At 63.5% G+C, this 18,414-nt stretch carries 21 protein-coding genes; 14 read left to right on the forward strand and 7 right to left on the reverse strand.

Going from position 1 to position 18,414, the window contains the following annotated elements; all coding sequences use genetic code 11:
* Window positions 1-40: 40 nt before the first annotated feature.
* From AC1DXN_RS05470 to AC1DXN_RS05485, 4 genes are all read left to right on the forward strand, one after another.
* Window positions 41-673 carry a LysE family translocator gene (locus AC1DXN_RS05470; protein ID WP_477245354.1) on the forward strand — a complete coding sequence of 211 codons (633 nt, stop codon included), beginning with the start codon at window positions 41-43 and terminating at the stop codon, window positions 671-673.
* 141 nt (window positions 674-814) lie between these two features.
* Window positions 815-2,308: a D-glycero-beta-D-manno-heptose-7-phosphate kinase gene (gene rfaE1 / locus AC1DXN_RS05475; RefSeq protein ID WP_477272659.1), complete on the forward strand. Its 1,494-nt coding sequence runs from the start codon at window positions 815-817 to the stop codon at window positions 2,306-2,308.
* A gap of 7 nt (window positions 2,309-2,315) precedes the next feature.
* Window positions 2,316-2,888, forward strand: coding sequence for a D-sedoheptulose-7-phosphate isomerase (locus tag AC1DXN_RS05480; protein WP_477272657.1), 573 nt, complete (start codon window positions 2,316-2,318; stop codon window positions 2,886-2,888).
* Window positions 2,881-3,537 (forward strand): D-glycero-alpha-D-manno-heptose-1,7-bisphosphate 7-phosphatase, encoded by a 657-nt coding sequence (locus AC1DXN_RS05485; RefSeq protein ID WP_477272655.1) that lies wholly within the window; start codon window positions 2,881-2,883, stop codon window positions 3,535-3,537. Before AC1DXN_RS05480 ends, AC1DXN_RS05485 begins: the two co-directional genes overlap by 8 nt.
* 24 nt (window positions 3,538-3,561) lie before the next feature.
* Here the strand turns inward: AC1DXN_RS05485 and AC1DXN_RS05490 are convergent, their stop codons facing one another.
* Entirely contained in the window at window positions 3,562-4,041 is a 480-nt protein-coding gene (locus AC1DXN_RS05490; RefSeq protein WP_477272653.1) for an Lrp/AsnC family transcriptional regulator, read from the reverse strand.
* 269 nt (window positions 4,042-4,310) lie between these two features.
* Between AC1DXN_RS05490 and trxB the strand changes: the two genes are divergently transcribed.
* Complete coding sequence (trxB, locus tag AC1DXN_RS05495) at window positions 4,311-5,285, forward strand: thioredoxin-disulfide reductase (protein WP_477272651.1); 975 nt, start codon at window positions 4,311-4,313, stop codon at window positions 5,283-5,285.
* A gap of 78 nt (window positions 5,286-5,363) precedes the next feature.
* A complete protein-coding gene (locus tag AC1DXN_RS05500; protein WP_477245345.1) occupies window positions 5,364-6,260 on the forward strand; it encodes a LysR family transcriptional regulator in 897 nt (298 codons plus the stop codon).
* Between the two features lie 22 nt (window positions 6,261-6,282).
* Here AC1DXN_RS05500 and AC1DXN_RS05505 read toward each other — a convergent pair whose 3' ends face one another.
* Both AC1DXN_RS05505 and AC1DXN_RS05510 read right to left on the reverse strand, forming a co-directional pair.
* Complete coding sequence (locus tag AC1DXN_RS05505; protein WP_477272649.1) at window positions 6,283-6,780, reverse strand: methyltransferase family protein; 498 nt, start codon at window positions 6,778-6,780, stop codon at window positions 6,283-6,285.
* Window positions 6,781-7,515: 735 nt separating this feature from the next.
* Window positions 7,516-9,567 carry an elongation factor G gene (locus AC1DXN_RS05510; RefSeq protein WP_477272647.1) on the reverse strand — a complete coding sequence of 684 codons (2,052 nt, stop codon included), beginning with the start codon at window positions 9,565-9,567 and terminating at the stop codon, window positions 7,516-7,518.
* A gap of 254 nt (window positions 9,568-9,821) precedes the next feature.
* Here AC1DXN_RS05510 and AC1DXN_RS05515 point away from each other — a divergent pair, with 254 nt between their 5' ends.
* Window positions 9,822-10,217 carry a (R)-mandelonitrile lyase gene (locus AC1DXN_RS05515; protein WP_477272645.1) on the forward strand — a complete coding sequence of 132 codons (396 nt, stop codon included), beginning with the start codon at window positions 9,822-9,824 and terminating at the stop codon, window positions 10,215-10,217.
* Window positions 10,218-10,299: 82 nt separating this feature from the next.
* Here the strand turns inward: AC1DXN_RS05515 and AC1DXN_RS05520 are convergent, their stop codons facing one another.
* Window positions 10,300-11,502: a pyridoxal phosphate-dependent aminotransferase gene (locus AC1DXN_RS05520; RefSeq protein ID WP_477272643.1), complete on the reverse strand. Its 1,203-nt coding sequence runs from the start codon at window positions 11,500-11,502 to the stop codon at window positions 10,300-10,302.
* 152 nt (window positions 11,503-11,654) lie between these two features.
* Here AC1DXN_RS05520 and AC1DXN_RS05525 point away from each other — a divergent pair, with 152 nt between their 5' ends.
* From AC1DXN_RS05525 to AC1DXN_RS05535, 3 genes are all read left to right on the forward strand, one after another.
* Window positions 11,655-12,596, forward strand: coding sequence for an EAL domain-containing protein (locus tag AC1DXN_RS05525; RefSeq protein WP_477245334.1), 942 nt, complete (start codon window positions 11,655-11,657; stop codon window positions 12,594-12,596).
* The gene (locus AC1DXN_RS05530; protein WP_477272641.1) at window positions 12,593-13,453 is read left to right on the forward strand and encodes an EAL domain-containing protein; all 861 of its coding nucleotides are present in this window, start codon (window positions 12,593-12,595) and stop codon (window positions 13,451-13,453) included. The genes AC1DXN_RS05525 and AC1DXN_RS05530 overlap by 4 nt, the downstream gene beginning before the upstream one ends.
* Before the next feature lie 87 nt (window positions 13,454-13,540).
* On the forward strand, window positions 13,541-14,152 hold the full coding sequence (locus AC1DXN_RS05535; RefSeq protein WP_477245331.1) for a glutathione S-transferase family protein: 612 nt from the start codon (window positions 13,541-13,543) through the stop codon (window positions 14,150-14,152).
* Window positions 14,153-14,593: 441 nt separating this feature from the next.
* On the opposite strand, the gene AC1DXN_RS05540 is transcribed toward AC1DXN_RS05535, so the two are convergent.
* Window positions 14,594-14,806, reverse strand: a complete 213-nt coding sequence (locus AC1DXN_RS05540) for a cold-shock protein (protein WP_112396569.1) — start codon at window positions 14,804-14,806, stop codon at window positions 14,594-14,596.
* A gap of 52 nt (window positions 14,807-14,858) precedes the next feature.
* On the opposite strand from AC1DXN_RS05540, the gene AC1DXN_RS05545 reads away from it, so the two are divergent.
* Both AC1DXN_RS05545 and AC1DXN_RS05550 read left to right on the forward strand, forming a co-directional pair.
* The gene (locus AC1DXN_RS05545; protein ID WP_477272639.1) at window positions 14,859-15,164 is read left to right on the forward strand and encodes a hypothetical protein; all 306 of its coding nucleotides are present in this window, start codon (window positions 14,859-14,861) and stop codon (window positions 15,162-15,164) included.
* A 36-nt stretch (window positions 15,165-15,200) separates the two neighbouring features.
* Window positions 15,201-15,527 (forward strand): hypothetical protein, encoded by a 327-nt coding sequence (locus AC1DXN_RS05550; RefSeq protein WP_477245326.1) that lies wholly within the window; start codon window positions 15,201-15,203, stop codon window positions 15,525-15,527.
* A 48-nt stretch (window positions 15,528-15,575) separates the two neighbouring features.
* Here the strand turns inward: AC1DXN_RS05550 and AC1DXN_RS05555 are convergent, their stop codons facing one another.
* Window positions 15,576-16,145: a methylated-DNA--[protein]-cysteine S-methyltransferase gene (locus AC1DXN_RS05555; protein ID WP_477245324.1), complete on the reverse strand. Its 570-nt coding sequence runs from the start codon at window positions 16,143-16,145 to the stop codon at window positions 15,576-15,578.
* A gap of 177 nt (window positions 16,146-16,322) precedes the next feature.
* Here AC1DXN_RS05555 and AC1DXN_RS05560 point away from each other — a divergent pair, with 177 nt between their 5' ends.
* Complete coding sequence (locus AC1DXN_RS05560; protein WP_477245322.1) at window positions 16,323-17,279, forward strand: transglycosylase SLT domain-containing protein; 957 nt, start codon at window positions 16,323-16,325, stop codon at window positions 17,277-17,279.
* Window positions 17,272-17,760: a GNAT family N-acetyltransferase gene (locus AC1DXN_RS05565; protein WP_477245321.1), complete on the forward strand. Its 489-nt coding sequence runs from the start codon at window positions 17,272-17,274 to the stop codon at window positions 17,758-17,760. The genes AC1DXN_RS05560 and AC1DXN_RS05565 overlap by 8 nt, the downstream gene beginning before the upstream one ends.
* 273 nt (window positions 17,761-18,033) lie before the next feature.
* On the opposite strand, the gene AC1DXN_RS05570 is transcribed toward AC1DXN_RS05565, so the two are convergent.
* Window positions 18,034-18,372: a hypothetical protein gene (locus tag AC1DXN_RS05570; RefSeq protein ID WP_477245319.1), complete on the reverse strand. Its 339-nt coding sequence runs from the start codon at window positions 18,370-18,372 to the stop codon at window positions 18,034-18,036.
* Window positions 18,373-18,414: the final 42 nt, after the last annotated feature.

Genomic DNA, 18,414 nt, shown 5'->3' on the forward strand with positions numbered 1-18,414 from the left:
CGGCACGGGCCGACCGTCGGGGTGCGCCAGGAGCAAGACAATGCCGTCGACCGAACTGCTCATCGCGTTTTTCGCAACCACGGCGATCTTCGCCTATATCCCCGGCCCGGCCATGCTCTATGCCGCGGCGCAGACGATGGCGCGTGGTCGCTGGTCCGGCCTGACGGCGTCGTTGGGCATTCATCTTGGCGGCTATGTGCATGTCATCGCCGCCGCGACCGGGTTGTCGGTGCTTTTTCACGCCGTGCCGACGCTTTACATGGCGGTCAAGCTGGGCGGTGCGCTGTATCTGATCTGGCTCGGCGTCTCGCTGTTTCGCGCCAAGGCGCAAGGCGATGCGGTTCTGCCCGGCATCGAGCCGAAATCGGCCCGGCGGGCGTTTTTCGAGAGCATCACCGTCGAGGTGCTCAATCCCAAGACCGCGATCTTCTTCATGGCGTTCCTGCCGCAGTTCATCGATGCGTCGGCGGCGTTTCCGGTCTGGCTGCAGTTCGTCGTGCTGGGCACCATCGTCAATTTGATGTTCTCCTCGGCCGATATCATGTGCGTGTTCCTGGCAGGTGCGGTGATCGGCAGGCTGCGGCGCTCCAGCCGCGCGCAGCGGCTTATGCAGCGTGCCGGCGGCACGGTGCTGGTCGGACTGGGCGTGCATGTCGCCTTGCAGAAGGCTTGACCGGTTGAGCCGTTGCGCTCGTGTCCTGCCGTTGCGCTGCGCGGAATTGCGGTATATCGGCTTCGCCATGAACGATCCGACCCGTAAATTGACAATTTTCGGCACGACAGAGATCGGCCTCTCTTTCGAATTGCCGGTGACATGACCAAGCACAATCCGCCTTCTTCCGAACCCTTGCACCGCGCCATTGCCCGGTTCGGCAGCGTGACCGTGCTGGTGGTCGGCGACTTCATCCTCGATCGTTTCGTCAACGGCGTCATCGAGCGGATTTCGCCGGAAGCGCCGATCCCGGTGCTGCACGGGCGCGGCGAAACGGCTGCGATGGGCGGCGCCGGCAATGTCATCGCCAACATCGTTTCGCTTGGCGCGTCCGCCATACCGGTGTCGGCAATCGGCGCCGACACGGCTGGAAACACACTGGTGCGCATGCTCGGGGAACTGGGCGTCGACACAAGCGGTCTGGCGCAAGACGGCGATCGCATGACCTCGTCGAAAAGCCGCTTCAGTGCGCTCAACCAGCAGGTGCTGCGCTTTGACGAGGAGGAGATCAAGCCGCTGGGCGAAGCGGAGCGGGCGATGCTGATCCGGCATTTCCGCGCAGCGCTCAAACAGGCCGACATCGTCATCCTGTCCGACTACGGCAAGGGCATCTTGCTCGACGGCGTTGCCGGTGAGTTGATCTCGATCTGCCGCGAGGCGGGAAAGCCGGTGCTGGTCGACCCGAAGGGGCGCGACTATGCGCGCTATGCCGGGGCGACCGCGATCACGCCCAACCGCAAGGAACTCGGCGAGGCCGTCGGCCGCGCGGTGTTTGCCGACGAGGAGATCGTGGCGGCCGCGCGCGAATTGATTGCAGCCCATGGCTTCGATTTCGTCGTCGCGACGCGCAGCGAAAAAGGCATGAGCGTCATCGGCCCGGACGATGCCCGGCATATTTCCACGCAGGCACGCGAAGTGTTTGACGTCTCAGGCGCCGGCGACACGGTGATCGCAGCATTTGCACTGGCGCTTGCCGCCGGCGCCGACCGTGTCATGGCCGCCTCCATCGCCAATGCCGCCGGCGGCGTGGTGGTGGGCAAACGCGGCACCGCGCGGCTGACGGTCGAGGAACTCACCGGCGCGCTGTTTCGCTCGCACGGGCCGACTGCCCACAAGGATGCGATCCTCGATGCCACATCAGCCGCGCGCATGGTCGCGGCGTGGAAGGACGAGGGCCTGAGCGTTGGCTTCACCAATGGCTGCTTCGACATCCTGCATGCCGGCCATGTCAGCCTTTTGCACGCCGCGCGCAGCCAGTGCGACCGGCTGGTTCTCGGCCTCAACAGCGACGCCTCGGTGCGCCGGCTGAAGGGTGCCGGGCGTCCGGTCAACGACCAGCATGACCGCGCCTGCGTGCTGGCAGCGCTTGCCTCGGTCGACGCAGTCGTTGTCTTCGAGGAAGACACGCCGCTGGCGCTGATCGAAGCCTTGCTGCCCGACATACTGGTCAAGGGCGCCGACTACACGGTCGAGACCGTGGTCGGCGCCGACGTGGTGCAGAAGGCGGGCGGGCGCGTCGTGCTGGTCGATCTCGTCGCCGGCAAAAGCACGACCGGCACCATCGGAAAATTGCGGGCCGGCGGCAACACGAACTGAGGATTTGATGTCCGAACTGAATGACTATCTGGTCCGCTCGGCGGCCGCGATCAACGCAATGGTCGAGCGCGACCTCACGGCCGAGATGGAACGCGCGGTCAGCGCTGTCGTGTCGGCGCTTTCCTCGGGCAAGGCGCTGCTGATCGCCGGCAATGGCGGTTCGGCCAGCGACGCCATCCACATCGCCGGCGAACTGGTCGGCCGCTTCCTGAAGGAGCGCAAGGCCTACAACGTCATCGCGCTGCCAGCCAATGCCGCGGTGCTGACCGCCTGGGGCAATGACTATGGCTTCGACACGGTGTTCTCGCGCCAGGTCGAGGCGCATGGTTCGGCCGGCGGCGTGTTGCTCGCCATCTCGACCAGCGGCAATTCGCCGAGCATCCTCGCCGCCGCCGAACAGGCACGGATGATGGGTATGACGGTGATCAGCCTGACCGGCGACACCGGCGGCAAGCTGAAACCGCTGTCGGACATCCTGCTTAACGTGCCATCGACCTCGACGCCGATTATCCAGCAGGGGCATCTGTGCCTCTACCATCATCTGTGCGAGGTGGTCGAAGCGCGCCTGAGCAATGGCTGACGGGACGCCGCCCGTGAAGCCTGACCCGTATCCGCTCGAAGAACCGGGACTATGGGTCGAGCGGATCGGCACCCGGGGTTTCACCCCGGGGACACCGGCGCTGTTCCTTGATCGCGACGGCACCATCAACATCGATACCGACTATCCCAGCGATCCCGCCGACATCGTCTTGCGCGGCGACATCGTTCCGGCGATCGAAGCCGCCAACCGGGGCAAGATCCCGGTCGTCGTGGTCACCAACCAGTCCGGTATCGCGCGCGGCTATTTCGGCTGGGGTGCGTTCGCCGCTGTCAACGGCCGTGTGCTCGACCTGCTCCGAGAAAGCAACGTGTTCGTCGATATGGTCGTCGCCTGCGCCTATCACGAGGCGGGCACCGGACCGCTTGCCATCGCCGACCATCCGATGCGCAAGCCCAATCCCGGCATGCTGCTTGAGGCGGCAAAGCGTCTCGGGCTCGATCTAGAGCGTTCGCTGATCGTCGGCGACAAGTTGGCGGACATGGAAGCGGGCCAGCGCGCCGGCCTGGCGCGTGGCTGGCTGGTCGACGGCGAGGCCTCCGAGGAGATCGGGTTCAAGGTGATCCGCCTGCACGACCGAAATGATCTCGCCGGCTTGGTGGCGGCGATCGAGGCGCTGGCTCGCTACTAGGGCGCTGGCTCGCTACTAGGGCTACTAGGGTGTGCCGAACGCCACCAGACCCTCATCCTTGACGCGGCGGATGGTGAGCGCGGTGCGCACGGTGTCGACATTCGGCGCCGAGGCCAGTTGCTCGATGACGAAGGTCTGGAAGGTGCCGAGGTCGCTCGCCACGCAATGCAGCAAAAAGTCGGATTCGCCCGACACCATCCAGGCATCGCGCACGATCGGCCAGCCGCGCGTGCGTTCGGCGAAGGTTTTGAGCTCTGCATCGGCCTGATGATGCAGGCCGATCAGGCAAAAGGCGACGACGTCCATGCCGAGCGCCGGTGCATTGAGCAGCGCGCGATAGCCACGGATGATGCCGGTTTCCTCCAGCCGCCTGACGCGGCGCAGGCAAGGCGGCGCCGAAATGCCGACACGGCTCGACAGTTCGACATTGGTCATGCGCCCGTCGCCCTGGAGTTCGCGCAGGATCTTCCAGTCGATGGCGTCGAGGTCGGCTTTGAGCGGCATGGGCGGCTTTCGTGCAGCGCGAAAGAATCTTTCGTGATTTTGTAATTAAACGAGTTCACTGTCCATTCCATCCCTGCCTTTTGAAGGATTTCCTGGGCCTTTGAAGGATTTCTCGGGCTGTCGACACGGCGACAGCCCTTGGCGCGGAAGCTTTCCGGGGACGAATGCCGACTCGCCTTGCTGGCATGGCGGGCAGCACTTACATTACGCGCGATATCAAACGAGATTTCCATGCCACAATCACTGGCTGCTGTCCGCAGAGGCTTTAGATGACCACCAAGCACGCGCCTGTTCTTATCATCGGTTCCGGCCCTGCCGGCTATACGGCGGCGGTCTACGCTGCCCGCGCCATGCTGAAGCCGATGCTGGTCGCCGGCCTGCAGCAGGGCGGCCAGCTGATGATCACCACCGATGTCGAAAACTATCCCGGCTTCGCCGATCCGATCCAGGGTCCGTGGCTGATGGAACAGATGCTCAAGCAGGCCGAGCATGTCGGCACCGATATCATCAACGACATCATCACCGAGGTCGATCTCAATGTGCGGCCGTTCCGCGCCAAGGGCGATTCCGGCACCACCTACACCGCCGACGCACTGATCATCGCCACCGGCGCGCAGGCGAAATGGCTGGGCATTCCGACCGAACAGACCTTCATGGGGTTTGGCGTGTCGGCCTGCGCCACCTGCGACGGCTTCTTCTATCGCGGCAAGGATGTCGCGGTGATCGGCGGCGGCAATTCGGCGGTCGAGGAAGCGCTCTACCTCTCCAACCTCGCCAAGAGCGTGACGGTCATTCACCGGCGCAACGATTTCCGCGCCGAGCGCATCCTGCGCGAGCGGCTGTTCAAGAAGGAAAACGTCCGCGTCATCTGGGACACGATCGTCGACGAGATTACCGGCCGTCCCGGCAAGACGCCGCTGCCGCCCTCGGTGGAAGGGCTGAAGCTGCGCAACGCGGTGACCGGCGAGGAAACGCATCTCAAGGTCGACGGCGTGTTCGTGGCGATCGGCCATGCGCCGGCGGTCGAGCTGTTCGCCGGCAAGCTGAAGCAGAAGCCCAACGGCTACCTGTGGACGGCGCCGAATTCGACCCGCACCGACGTGCCCGGCGTGTTCGCCGCCGGCGACGTCACTGACGACATCTACCGCCAGGCGGTGACGGCGGCGGGGCTTGGCTGCATGGCCGCACTCGAGGCGGAAAAGTATCTGGCCGGCATTGAGGTACACCGCGAAGCGGCGGAATAAATCTAATCAAAGCGGCGGGACAAGCCGTTCAAAAGCCTGATTTTTCATTCAGACGCCAAACCAGAACGAGGGGAACTCATGGCGTTGGACTGGGACAAGCTACGCGTGTTTCACGCTGCGGCGGAAGCTGGGTCCTTTACCCACGCCGCCGAGACGCTGCATCTGTCGCAGTCGGCGATCTCACGCCAGGTCAGCGCGCTCGAACATGATGTCGGCGTGCCGCTGTTCAATCGCCACGCCCGTGGTCTGGTGCTGACCGAGCAGGGCGAGATGCTGTTCCGCACGGCGCATGATGTGCTGATGAAGCTGGAGACGATCAAGTCGCGGCTGACCGAGGCCAAGGACCGGCCTTCCGGCGTGCTGCGGGTGACGACGACGGTGGGCCTGGGCGCCGGCTGGCTGACCGAGCGGGTCCAGGAATTCATCGAGCTTTATCCGGAAATCAGCCTGCAGCTGATCCTGGCCAATGAGGAACTCGACCTCACCATGCGCCAGGCGGATTGCGCGATCAGGCTGCGCCAGCCGCAACAGCCGGACCTTATCCAGCGCCGCCTGTTCACCGTGCATTTCCACCTCTATGCCTCGCCGGCCTATGTCAACAAACACGGCAAGCCGGCTTCGGTGGCCGAGCTGAAGAACCATCGCATCGTCACCTTCGGCGTGCCGGTGCCCTCGCATCTGTCGGAATTGAACTGGCTGGAAACAGTCGGCGATTTCGAAGGCGGGCAGAGGGTGCCGACGCTGCAGATCAACGACATTCTGTCGATCAAGCGCGCCGTGCAGGGCGGTGCCGGCATCGCCATGCTGCCGGACTATGTGATCAGCAAGGAGTCAGGGCTGGTGCAGTTGCTGCCGGAGACCGAAGTGCCGTCCTTCGACACCTATTTCGCCTATCCGGACGCGATGAAGAACCAGGCCAAGCTGCATGTGTTTCGCGATTTCATCATCGCCAAAGCGCGCAGCTGGTCGTTTTGAACCTGATCCATTCCGAACGAATCTAGCCCCGCCAAGCCGTCAGCCGCGGCAGCCAGCCGGGGACGTTGCGGCGGTAGGTTTCGTATTCGGCGCCGTAGCGGCGGGCCAGCGTCGGCTCCTCATAGAGCTTCACAAACGAGATCATCGCGGTGGTGGCGATGACGGCGTAGACCACGACCGCCCAGCTCGAAAACAGCAGCGCCTGGCCAAGGATGATCGACAGCACGGCGACATACATCGGGTTGCGTACATGGCGATAGATGCCGCCGACGACCAGTCTTTCAGTCGGCGCCACCGGGGCGGGCGTGCCCAGGCCTTCGAGGGCAAAGCGGGCGAAGGAATGCAGCAGCAAGGCCGCGGCCGCGACAATGAGGATCGCGCCGACCACGACAAAGCCTGGCACGGCCGACAGCGGCAGATGGTAGCGATCCGTCAATAGCCAGGGCACCAGTCCCGCCACGACGCAGGGTGCGGCGATGAAAAACAGTGCGCTGCCGGCGATAGCCTGAGGTGTTCGCATCGATGTCTTCCTGCAGGCTCACGGCCTGGTGCCATAAAAATAAACTCCGGCTGCCCGATTCAGCATCATTCGGCGTTTTGCGAATTTCGGCAACAGAATCGGTTCGGATTGGCGGTTCCGCAATGGCTTTGGTGCCGGACGCGCCCATTTCAGCGGGTTTTTCTGGTCCTATCGGGTCCGGGAATGGGTTGGACCACAGACTGCGTCTTTTTGCATGCGTGTGTTGCAAAATAGATGCTTGTTTCTTGGGCATGATGAGCACATATATAGTTCATCTCCTGGGCGCGTTCTCCTCCCATTAGCGCCCGCGAGTGTTCCCCTCTGGAGGTTAGCCTTAACAGGCACTTCCAATCAAACTCAGCCGGATCTTTATTGATCCGGCTTTTTTGTTGCCCGAGCGCTGCTCGGGCCGGCCGAAAATTGATCAGCATTGCCGCGTAACAGTGACATGTAACCCCAGGTAACATGTCACGGACGCACTCTATGGATTAAGCAGATCATAGGACGCGGTGTGGTTCGTTCGGGAGATGGGGGCATCACTCGAACGATCCGGGCTCAGGCGGCTACCGCGTCCGAACCTTTTTCTCTGCCAGCCAACATGGCGGAAATCGTGCGGCGGACCTGCCGTTTTTACCTCCCACAAAGACGGTCCGCAAAACGGCGCCCGGATCATCCGGGCGCCGTTTTCATGTCGGTGCCGATGGCGAAGACAGGCCGCCATCGCAAGCGCCTGTTTCAGGCAGCCTTGCCGTTGGCGTTCATCGCCTCGTCAGCGAGACGCCCGGTCAGCTCGGCCATGTGATCGAAAACGCTGCGATAGGTGGCAACGCCTGCGGTCGCCGAGCGCAATTCGATGATCAGGTCGCCGATCTCGGCCTGTGGCATGGTCGCCTCGACGACATCCCATCCCGGCCAATCGGGCCGCGCGTCGTAGCCGAGGATCTGGCCGCGCCGCTGCGGGATCAGGGCAATGATCTTCGAGGTGGCGTCGGACGGCGTGACGATCTCGACCTTCATCACCGGTTCAAGCAGCACCGGCGAGCAGGCGGCCATGCCTTCCTTCATCGCCAGCTTGGCTGCCATCTGGAAGGCCATGTCCGAGGAATCGACGGCATGGTAGGAGCCGTCGGAGAGGTTGACGGCGACATCGACCACCGCAAAGCCAAGCGGGCCGGATTTCAGATAGTCGCGCACGCCGGTTTCGACCGACTGGATATAGGTTTTCGGCACAACGCCGCCGGTGATGGTGTCTGAGAACTGGAAACCGGAGCCGCGCGGCAGCGGCTTGATCTCGATCACCACGTCGCCGAACTGGCCGTGGCCGCCCGACTGTTTCTTGTGGCGGCCGCGCTGCTGGACAGACTTGCGGATCGTCTCGCGGTAGGGGACCGCCGGAGCGTGGCCCTCGACCGGAATCTGGTTCTTGCCCTCCAGCCGCTCGCGCACGACGCGCAGATGCATCTCGCCATGTCCCGACAGTACGGTTTCTGCCGAATCCTGATTGTGGCGCAGGCTGAGCGAGGGATCCTCCTCGGCGAGGCGCTGGATGGCGGCCGACATCTTGACCTCGTCCTTGCGTTCCTTCGGCCGCAGCGCGAAGGCGAAGACCGGTTGCGGTGGCGTCAGGGTGATCAGCGGCTTGATGCCACCTTTGGCCGAGCTCAGCGTCTGGCCGGTCTTGACGTCGTCGAGCTTGCCCAGCGCCACCGTATCGCCGGCCTTGGCCGAGGTCAGTTTCGACTGGTCCTTGCCGAGCATTCTGTAGATGCCAGAGACTTTTGCCGTCTCGCCCGTCGAGAGATAGAGCTCCGAGGCGTCGGCAAGCTGGCCGGACAGGATGCGCGACACCGAAAGCTTGCCGCCATGCGCGGTGTGAATGGTCTTCATCACCTGGACCACGGTCGCATTGCCGTCGGGAGCGCCGAGGCGCTTGCGGGTCGCTTCGATATCGGGGGCATCGTGGCGGATCGCCTTCAGGAGGCGCAGCACACCATTGCCCTTTTCGGCGGTGCCGATCAGCACCGGCGTCACGATGCCGGCGCGCAGGTCGGCGGCGAGATCGTCGAAGATCTCGTCCTTCGGCGGCTCGATCTCTTCCAGCAACTGCTCCATCAACTGGTCGTCGTGGTCGGCGAGCGTCTCCAGCATGGAGAAACGCGCCTCGAGTTCGCGCGCCTTGTCGTCGCCGGGGATCTGGGCGACTTCGCTTTCGGCATATTCGCGATAGATGTAGGCGCGCTCCAGCGCGAGATCGATCGAGCCGACGACGACGCCATCCTTGCGCAGCGGAATCTGGCGCAAAAGCAGCGGCACCGAGCTTGCCGGCTGCAGCATCTTCAGCGTGTCGCGCACGCCGGCAATCGCCTTGTCGACCTTGTTCAGGAACAGGATGCGCGGCACGCCGAGATCGTCGAGCTTGCGCATGATTAGCTGCAAGGCGGGGATCTTCTTCTCGTCGGCTTCGGCAACGACCACGGCGAGGTCGCAGGCCGCCAGCACCGGCTCGGCCTCGAAGGAGAATTCGATCGAGCCTGGGCAGTCGACGAAGGTGATCTGCTCGCCCATGAATTCGGTGGTGGCGACGGTCGCCTCGACGCTCATGGCGTGGGCGCGCGCCTCGGGCGAATGATCGGAAACGGTGTTTCCCGATGAAACAGGGTTCTGGCGGGGAATGGCGCCCGTACGGGCGAGTATGGCTTCGAGAAGTGTCGTCTTACCGCTTGCGAAGGGACCGACTATGGCAATGCATTTCGGTCCCGTGCGTCGTCCTCCGGCGCGAGTACCCATGACTGACCTCCACTCAGGCGTTTCCCTGGGAGCGGCGGCCGGCCTGTCGACCGTCGCGGGCGGGGTTCTTTTCGTTCGCCACCTGCCCAAGACCATCGTCCCACGGGTTTGCCGGCGGGGCAAGGAAAATAGGAAGCCGGCACTGTTGGCTCGCCCAGGTGGTTGCACCGCCCGCGAGATCGGACGACACTGCCATCGGCGGAAGAGCGGGCGGCACCGCCATCGCCACGCCACCAGATTGAGGATTGCCTGTCATGAAGATCATTGCCTGCGGCAGCGTCGCGACCATCACCGCGCCGGAAAAGTACTTTACCGGCCGTGTGTTGCAGACGCCGGTCATCGAGAAGGAAGCGCCGGCGCGGCTGCGCGCCACCATGGTCAGCTTCGAACCCGGCGCACGCACCCACTGGCACACCCATCCGCTTGGCCAGACGCTGTATGTCACCGCGGGCGCCGGTCGGGCGCAGAGCTGGGGTGGGCCGATCCAGGACATCAAGGCCGGCGACGTCATTTCGTTTGAACCGGGCGAAAAGCACTGGCATGGCGCCGGTCCGAAATCGGCGATGACGCACATGGCCATGCAGGAGGCGCTGGACGGCTCCCATGCCGACTGGATGGAGCAGGTGACCGACGAGCAGTATGGCGGCTGAGGCCACAAAGGCTCTGTTGGAACCGGTGTAAAAAAACCCGGCCGCGCGGCCGGGTTTTTCATGGTTCTCGTCGATGTGCCGATCAGGTCAGCGATGCGGTAAAGCGCTGGATGCGCGTGCAGGCTTCCTCGAGCAGCGTCTCCGACGTGGCGTAGGAGATGCGGAAGTTGGGCCCAAGGCCAAAGGCCGAACCGAACACGACCGCGACGCCTTCGGCCTCGAGCAGTTCCGAGCAGAAAGTCTCGTCGGTGTCGATCACCTTGCCGGCTTTCGTCTTCTTGCCGATCAACTGGGCGCAGGACGGATAGACGTAGAAGGCGCCTTCCGGCGACGGACAGGTGATGCCACGCGCCTGGTTGAGCATCGAGACGACGAGGTCGCGCCTTCCTTGAAAGATCGCCTTGTTCTTGGCGATGAAATCCTGCGGGCCGTTCAGCGCCTCGACCGAGGCCCATTGCGCGATGGTGCAGGCGCCGGAGGTCTGCTGGCCCTGGATCATGTCCATCGCCTTGATCAGCGCCACCGGACCCGCCGCATAGCCGATGCGCCAGCCGGTCATGGCATAGGCCTTCGACACGCCGTTCATGGTCAGCGTGCGCGCGTAAAGCTTCGGCTCGACCTCGGCGATGGTCTTGAAGACGAAGTCGCCATAGGTCAGGTGCTCGTACATGTCGTCGGTCAGCACCCAGACATGCGGATGCTTCAACAGCACATCGGCGAGTGCGCGCAGTTCGGCTTCCGTGTAGGCAGCGCCCGACGGGTTCGAGGGCGAGTTCATCAGCAGCCATTTGGTCTTCGGCGTGATTGCCTTTTCCAGCACTGCCGCAGTCAGTTTGAAGCCATTGTCGATGGAGGTGTCGGCAAAGGTCGAGGTGCCGCCGCAGATCGCCACCATTTCGGGATAGCTGACCCAGTAGGGACGCGGGATGATGACCTCGTCGCCGGGGTTCAGCGTCGCCATGAAGGCGTTGAACAGGATCTGCTTGCCGCCGGTGCCGACAATGGTCTGCTCCGGCCGGTAGTCGAGATTGTTCTCGCGCTTGAACTTTTTCGCGATCGCTTCGCGTAGCGGTGCGATGCCCGAAACCGGCGGATACTTGGTCTCGCCACGGCGAATGGCCTCGATCGCCGCATTCTTGATGTTGTCTGGCGTGTCGAAATCCGGCTCGCCGGCGCCCAGCCCGATAATGTCACGGCCGGCGTTTTTCAGCTCGCGCGCTTTCTGCGTCACCGCGATGGTCGCGGAAGGCTTTACGCGGGAAAGGGCGTCGGCAAGAAAGGCCATGACCAAATGTCTCCAGAGAGGATCGGCGCGGCCAACAGCGGCCGCGGCGCTTCTCATGTCGCATCATTTAGCCAAGCGCAAGCATTGTCGGGTGAACCAGGGCTCAAATCCTCGGCAACACTAAATTCATTAACGAGGGGTAGACCCTTTGCATGGCAGGATCGCGGTCCAATTCCGCCCGTCTTGCGGAGCGAGGAACCGTGTCGAGCATCGGGCTTGCCCACCACATCGTCCGCCAGAATGACGGCACCTCCACCGGTGTCTGGGGCATCTATACGCTTCAGAGCGCCTTCCAGCCGATCTTCGCCTTCAGGAATGGCAAGCTGTCGGTTGTCGCGTTCGAGGGGCTTATCCGGCCGTTTCGCGACGGCGAGCCGCAATCGCCGATGAGTTTTTTCAGGAGCTGTCCGGCCGGCGACCGCCTGCATATCGAGGCGCTGACACGGACACTTCACCTTTTGAATGCCGGCGCATGCCTGCCGGAAGAGGCGTCCATCTTCATCAATTTCGACCCCTCGGTGTTCACCGATCGCGCCATCTCCGACCATGCGCTGCGCGACATGCGGCTGGTTCTGCAGGAGGCCGGCATCGATCCGCGCCGTGTCGTCTGCGAGGTGACCGAGCAGAAATCGGCATCGCAGGAAACGCTGTACAGTTTCGTCGCGGCGCTCAAGGCCAATGGTTTTCGCATCGCCGTCGACGATTACGGCGCCGACGAGTCCGACATCAACCGCGTCAAGGACCTCAAGCCGGACATCGTCAAGTTCGATGCGCACTGGATCACACAGCTGATGGAGTCCGGCGCCGGCTTTGCCCTGTTGACCGCCATGGTGACGAGCTTCGAACAGCAAGGCATCCGCACCGTGTTCGAGGGCATCGAGGAAGGCTGGCAGCTTGAGCTGGCCGAAAAATCGGGAGCCTCCATGGTGCAGGGTTTCGCGGTGGGGCGACCGGAACTGGCACCGACCAGTTTTCGTGCATTCGGCAAGGACACGCAGCCATCGGCCGCGGCAGCCGATGCTGGGACTTCCAAGCCAACCGCGGCGCCGTCGGCACGCCCGGTGAAAGCATTCGGGCGCAGGAAGACGCCATGATCCGCCCCGGCGACAGGCGGCGCAACGCCGGCGAGGCGATCTTTGCCGACGAGATCGGGATCGAATATGGCATCTATGGCGAGTTCCGGCTGAAGAGCGCCTATCAGCCGATCTTCATGCCGCGCGGCCGGTCACTGACGGCGGTCGCGGTCGAGGCGCTGGTCGAGCCGCACCGCGCAGGCATGCCGGTTGCGCCATCGGTTTTTTTCGGCGGCGTGCCATTAGAGGATCGCCTGTTCGTCGAAACCATGTGCCGGATGCTGCATCTCAGGAATTTCCGCAATATCGGCGTCGATGGGCTTAACCTGTTCTTCAACTACAACCCGCTGATCAACGATCATCCCGGACGGGCGCTGGCCGAAATCCGGCTGATGGCCAGGCATCTCGGCGATCTCGGCCTGCATCCGGCGATGCTGGTCTGCGAGATCACCGAGCAGGCGGCCGACGACAAGGTGCTCATCAGCCTGGTGCACGAGATGCGGCGTAGCGGCTTCCGCATCGCCATCGACGATTTTGGCACCGGCCACTCGACGGAAGAGCGGATAAGCCTTCTGCATCCCGACATCGTCAAGATCGACGGCGCCTGGTTTGCGGAATTCTGCCGCCATGCCGCCGCCGAGCGGTTTTTTCGGCCGCTCGTCTCCATGCTGCATGATCGCGGCGCCAAGGTGCTGGTCGAGGGGATCGAGCAGTCCGTGCACCTTCGCGTTGCGCTGGAGGGAGGTGTCGACCTGCTGCAGGGCTTTCTCTTGGCGCGGCCGGCGCTCGCCGGCACGATCTTCAATGAAGAACCGCTGCGCATCGACACGCTGCTCGGCACCGACAACAAGGTCATCCCGTTGCATCAACGCCGCTGATGGACGCGCCAAAACAAATCACTGGTTGACGCTGTTCCCGTCGCGATAATTGCCTCAGCTGGGGAACGCAGCCCCAAGGGAGCGGCAATGACCATACTTTACGGGATGATCGACAGCGGCAATTGCTACAAACCGCGCCTGTTGATGGCCAAGCTCGGCATCGCCTTCACCAACATCGAGGTGAGTTCGCACACCGGCGAGACGCGCAAGGCCGACTATGTCGCCAAGAACCCCAATGCCATGGTGCCGCTGCTGGAATTCGACGATGGTCGGCGGTTGGCCGAATCCAATGCCATCCTGCTCTATCTCGCCGAAGGCACGCGCTTCCTGCCGACCGACCGGTACGAGCGGGGGCTGGCCTATCAGTGGCTGTTCTTCGAGCAGTACAGCCACGAGCCCTATATCGCGGTGCGCAAGGCGCTGCTGACCTTTCCGGAAAGGGCCAGGGATGCGACGCCGGAGCGGCTGGCGGTGACGCTGGAGCGCGGCAACAAGGCGCTCGGCGTGATGAACAGGCATCTGGAAAGCAGCGCGTTCTTCGCCGGCGCTGCCCTCAGCGTCGCCGACATCGCGCTCTATGCCTATACGCACACGGCAGAGCAGGGCGGCTTCCAGCTCGACGCCTATCCGGCGGTGGCGGCCTGGCTGAAGCGGGTCGAGGCGGATCCGGGGCATGTGCCGATGGAATGGTTGGGATAAGCGATGTCGGCGATGAGAGCGTCCTTCTCCCCGTTCACGGGGAGAAGGTGGCGGCAGCCAGATGAGGGGCGGCGCCAGCTTCTCAAAGATTGGTCTGGTGATGGGAAGTTCTGATGTGTGGGCGCTGCCCCTCATCGCCCTGCCGGGCGTTCGTCATTCGAAAAGCCAAGCAATTGGCTTTTCGTCCGCTTCGCGGACCACTCCTCAACTCCCCGTAAACGGGGAGAAGGAGGCTGAACTCCAGGCAAATAAAAAGGCGGGATAAATCCCGCCTTCCCATTTCCGGTAGCCTGATCGGGAGCGTTTGGTCCGGGCTGGCAGCTATCTGCTGATCCAGCTTGTCGGGTCTTTTCGCTCCGGTGCGCTTCTCGCGCGACCGTCAGTACATCCGTGACTTGCCGCGCGCCCCGAGCTACCGCCCGGCGCGCGCCATTCGCAAAATCAGGCCGCCTTGCTCAGAGAACCAGCGGACGACTTGCCAGTGCGGCGGTCCTGCTCGATCTCGAAGTTGATCTTCTGGCCTTCGACCAGGGTCGACAGCCCAGCGCGCTCGACAGCGGAGATGTGAACGAAAACGTCCGCGCCGCCATTGTCAGGCTGGATGAAGCCGAAGCCCTTGGTGGAGTTAAACCACTTGACCGTACCAGTTGCCATTTAGATAGTCCTTCAACATTTGCTTTAGTTTGACCGAACCGAAGTCCAGCCGGTGTGCATCGAGATTTTGGAGATAGACGTCAGCAAACGCGAAGATCGCGAGGCCCGGATCGATCGGCCGAAATATCAATGGGACGCATATAGTCTGGTTTTGCACCAAAAACAAGATGGTGCGGAAAAAGGCGCCACCGCGGCGCTGCCCAACGACCGCCCCAATCGCGTGAAAGCGTTGCAAAATAAGGCCACGGCGCGCGCTCTTTTTTGGCACTCATTGTACGCTATGGCCTTGATTGTGCGCGTGTTCCTTGCTGAAAAACCGATTGTGCGTTTCGAGGTCTGCGCGGCGGGAAGATCGTAGCGCCTTCTGGCGTTCGTCCGGTTTTGGGAGAAGACCATGAAAACCATTCTGCTTGCCGCATGCCTGACGCTGGTTGCCGCCGAGGCGCAGGCGATCTCGCGCTATGACCCCACCCATATGAGCTGCGGCGAGGTGCAGGCGACGATCGCCAGGCAAGGCGCGGTCATCCTGCGCTACCAGTCGACGCGCGTGCCTGGGCTGCCGCTCTACGATCGCTATGTGCAGAGCGAACAATTCTGCAACATTGGCGAGGTCAGGAAGCGCGTCTATGTGCCAAGCGCCGACACGAAATCCTGCCCGGTCTACATCTGCAAGCGGGTGGATTCGGAGAGGCGTTTCCGCCGGCGACTTCTCCCGGACTAGAGTTTTCCAGGCGTTATCCCGAAACAGGGTCGGGCTCACGTGCCGGCCTTAGAATCCGAACGATACCTGTGCCGGCGGCGGCGGGCCGACGCGCACGCCTTCCATCGCCAGCATCTTTTCCTTGGTGGCCGAGCCGCCCGGTGCCGAAAATCCGCCGATCTTGCCGCCTGCGGCAAGAATGCGATGGCACGGGATGACCAGCGGCACCGGGTTGGCGCCGAGGGCAGATCCCGTTTCCCGCGCGAGCCCGCCATGGCCGGCGCGCTTGGCCAGTTCGCCATAGGTGGTGGTTTCGCCATAGCTCAGTTTTCGCGCCGCGTCGTAGATGGCAAGGCGGAAATCGTCGACGCCGGCGAGATCGACCGGCACGCCGGAGAAATCGATATCCTCGCCAGCCGCATAGGCCTTGATCGAGGCGATCAGTTCGACCACCCATTGCGGCTGGTCGGTGGAGGTGGAAACACCGGCATGGCGAAACAGCCGGCGCTCAACCGCCTCGCGACTGCGCTCGGGCAGGCAAAGCCGGATCAGGCCTGTCTCGCTCCAGGCGATGCCCATGAAGCCGATCACTGTTTCTAACACTGCGTGGCCGGCTGTGATCGCGGGTGCGTTTTCCATGGTGGCTCCTTTTCGCAAAAGGCCAAGAAACGGGTAGATGTCTGGTACAGATAGGGAACAATATCGCAGCTTGCACCCGACCTCGCCAACCGAAAACCACCTGATGGCCCTGATTGCCGCAGGAAAAGCGCTGGTGTAAGGACTTCTTAACAACCCGACAAACTGGACCCCCGCGGCTTGCCAGCGAAAATCATCATCACCGCAATCGGCGTGCTCGCTGCCGCGGCCGGCCTCAGCGGCTGCACCTCGACATCGCAGACCAAGCCTATGCCGGCGCTTGCCGCGGCCGCCACGCCTGCCGTCGTGGACGACACGCCGACGGTTGCGCTGCCTGAAACCGTGGCCGTGCTGCCGGAACCGTCCGGTCTTGCCCAGGTTCAGACGGCGGCGCTAGCCGGCGGCGAGACGGTCGCCGCGGCGACGCTAGGCGCGCCGGCGACACCTGGCGCGGCGCTGCCGCCGCCCGCGCAGCCTGGCGCGGCGCTGGCCCAGCCGGCCGCCTTTGCCGGCTCGACACCCATCGCCGGACAGTTTCCGCCACCGCCGGCCGTGATGGCCGGCACATCGCCGACAAGCCCCGGCTCCATCAAGGCCGTCTATGCCACCGCGGCCGTCGCCATGCCGATCACCGGGCAGACGATGAAGGCAGCACCGATGCCTGGCGTTCAACAAGTCGCCTATGTGGTGCCTGAGAATCCGGCGCTGCTCGCGCCTCCCGGCCAGCCCGAGGAGCATGCAGCCGGACCGCGCGGCGAAATCGAGCGGCTGATCGAGAAATATGCCGCGCTCTATCAGGTGCCGGTGGATCTGGTGCGCCATGTCGTCAACCGCGAGAGCACCTTCAACCCGAAGGCCTACAATCACGGCCATTGGGGGCTGATGCAGATCAAGCACGCGACGGCGCGCGGCATGGGGTATCTCGGACCGGCAAGCGGCCTGTTCGATGCCGAGACCAATCTCAAATATGCGGTGAAGTATCTGCGCGGCGCCTGGCTGGTCTCCGACGGCAATGCCAAGCGCGCCGACCGGCTCTACCAGACCGGCTATTACTACGACGCCAAGCGCAAGGGCCTGCTGGAAGAAACCGGCCTTGGCCGCGACCGTTCACGGCGGCGCCTGCAGCCCGATGCCTGAGCCGCGTCCGCCGGCGCTCAACGACATCCGGCTGCGCAAGATCCTCGACGACACGCTCGTTATGCCGCGCTGGCCCGAAGGCTTTGTCATGCGCGGCTTTGCGACTTCTGATGCGCTCGCCTTGCATGCGCTGCTGACAGAAGTGTTCGACGACGGCAGCGACGGTCCGTTCGACGAATGGTGGCCACGCATTGCAGGTGACGCCGAATTCGATCCGGCCTTGTGCTTCCTGGTCATCGACGACAAGGGCCGGCTGGCGGGGGCGGCGCTCTGCTGGACGCGGGCCTTCGTCAAGGACCTTGCCGTCCACCCCGAGGCGCGCGGCAGGGGTATTGCCGAGGCGCTGATGTGGCACGCCTTCGCCGTCTTTCATGCGCGCGGCGCCGCTTATGTCGACCTGAAGACCAACACCGTCGAGAACGCTGCGGCTGTCCGGCTCTACGAGCGGCTGGGTATGACGCCTGTCGCCTGGGAAGGGTAGGGCGGTTTCTGCTGCCGCGAAGCCACGCGCCCGAGGAATGCGTTGGGTTTGTGAACTGCTTCACATAGGCCGCTGCAGGCAAATGTTAACCACATATCCACGCCGCTCGGCCGATCAGGGATCTGCGAGAGGCAAGATATCGGAGTGGGCTGCGCCGGCATGTGTCGGTCCCTCCCGGGCGGGTCTCAGGCGGGGGTTTGGGACCCGCCTGTTCTTGGCGGTTCGCTCGCAAGCTTGCTTCTTCAGCTCGGTATCGGTGTGTCTGACGCCCGCTCAGATGTCAGGTGCGTTGCCGATCTTTCGTTTGAGCTCGAGCGCCCAGGCGCGGCCTTCGTCGCCGCCCCATAGCAGCCAGGCGATGTGGCCTGCCGACGGGTTCGCCTCATTGCCGTAATTCTTGCCGCGCTTGTCGACCTCGTGGCGGGCGAAATAACTGACCATGCGGCGGATGGTGGAGGGGGCGAGCTTTTCGCGGTTCATCAGTTCGGTGGCCCGCGCCACGCCGATCTCGGTGCCGCCGCGGCCGAATTTTTCGCGCAGCCGCAAACCCTTGGCAGCGTTGTCGGCAACGATCTGCGGGCAGCGCAGGTCGATCTCGTCATCATCGTGCATTTTTTTCCCCCGATCCCGTAAGCTCTAGCCGATGGGAAGAAT

This window comes from Mesorhizobium sp. P2_H9 (assembly GCF_056403215.1).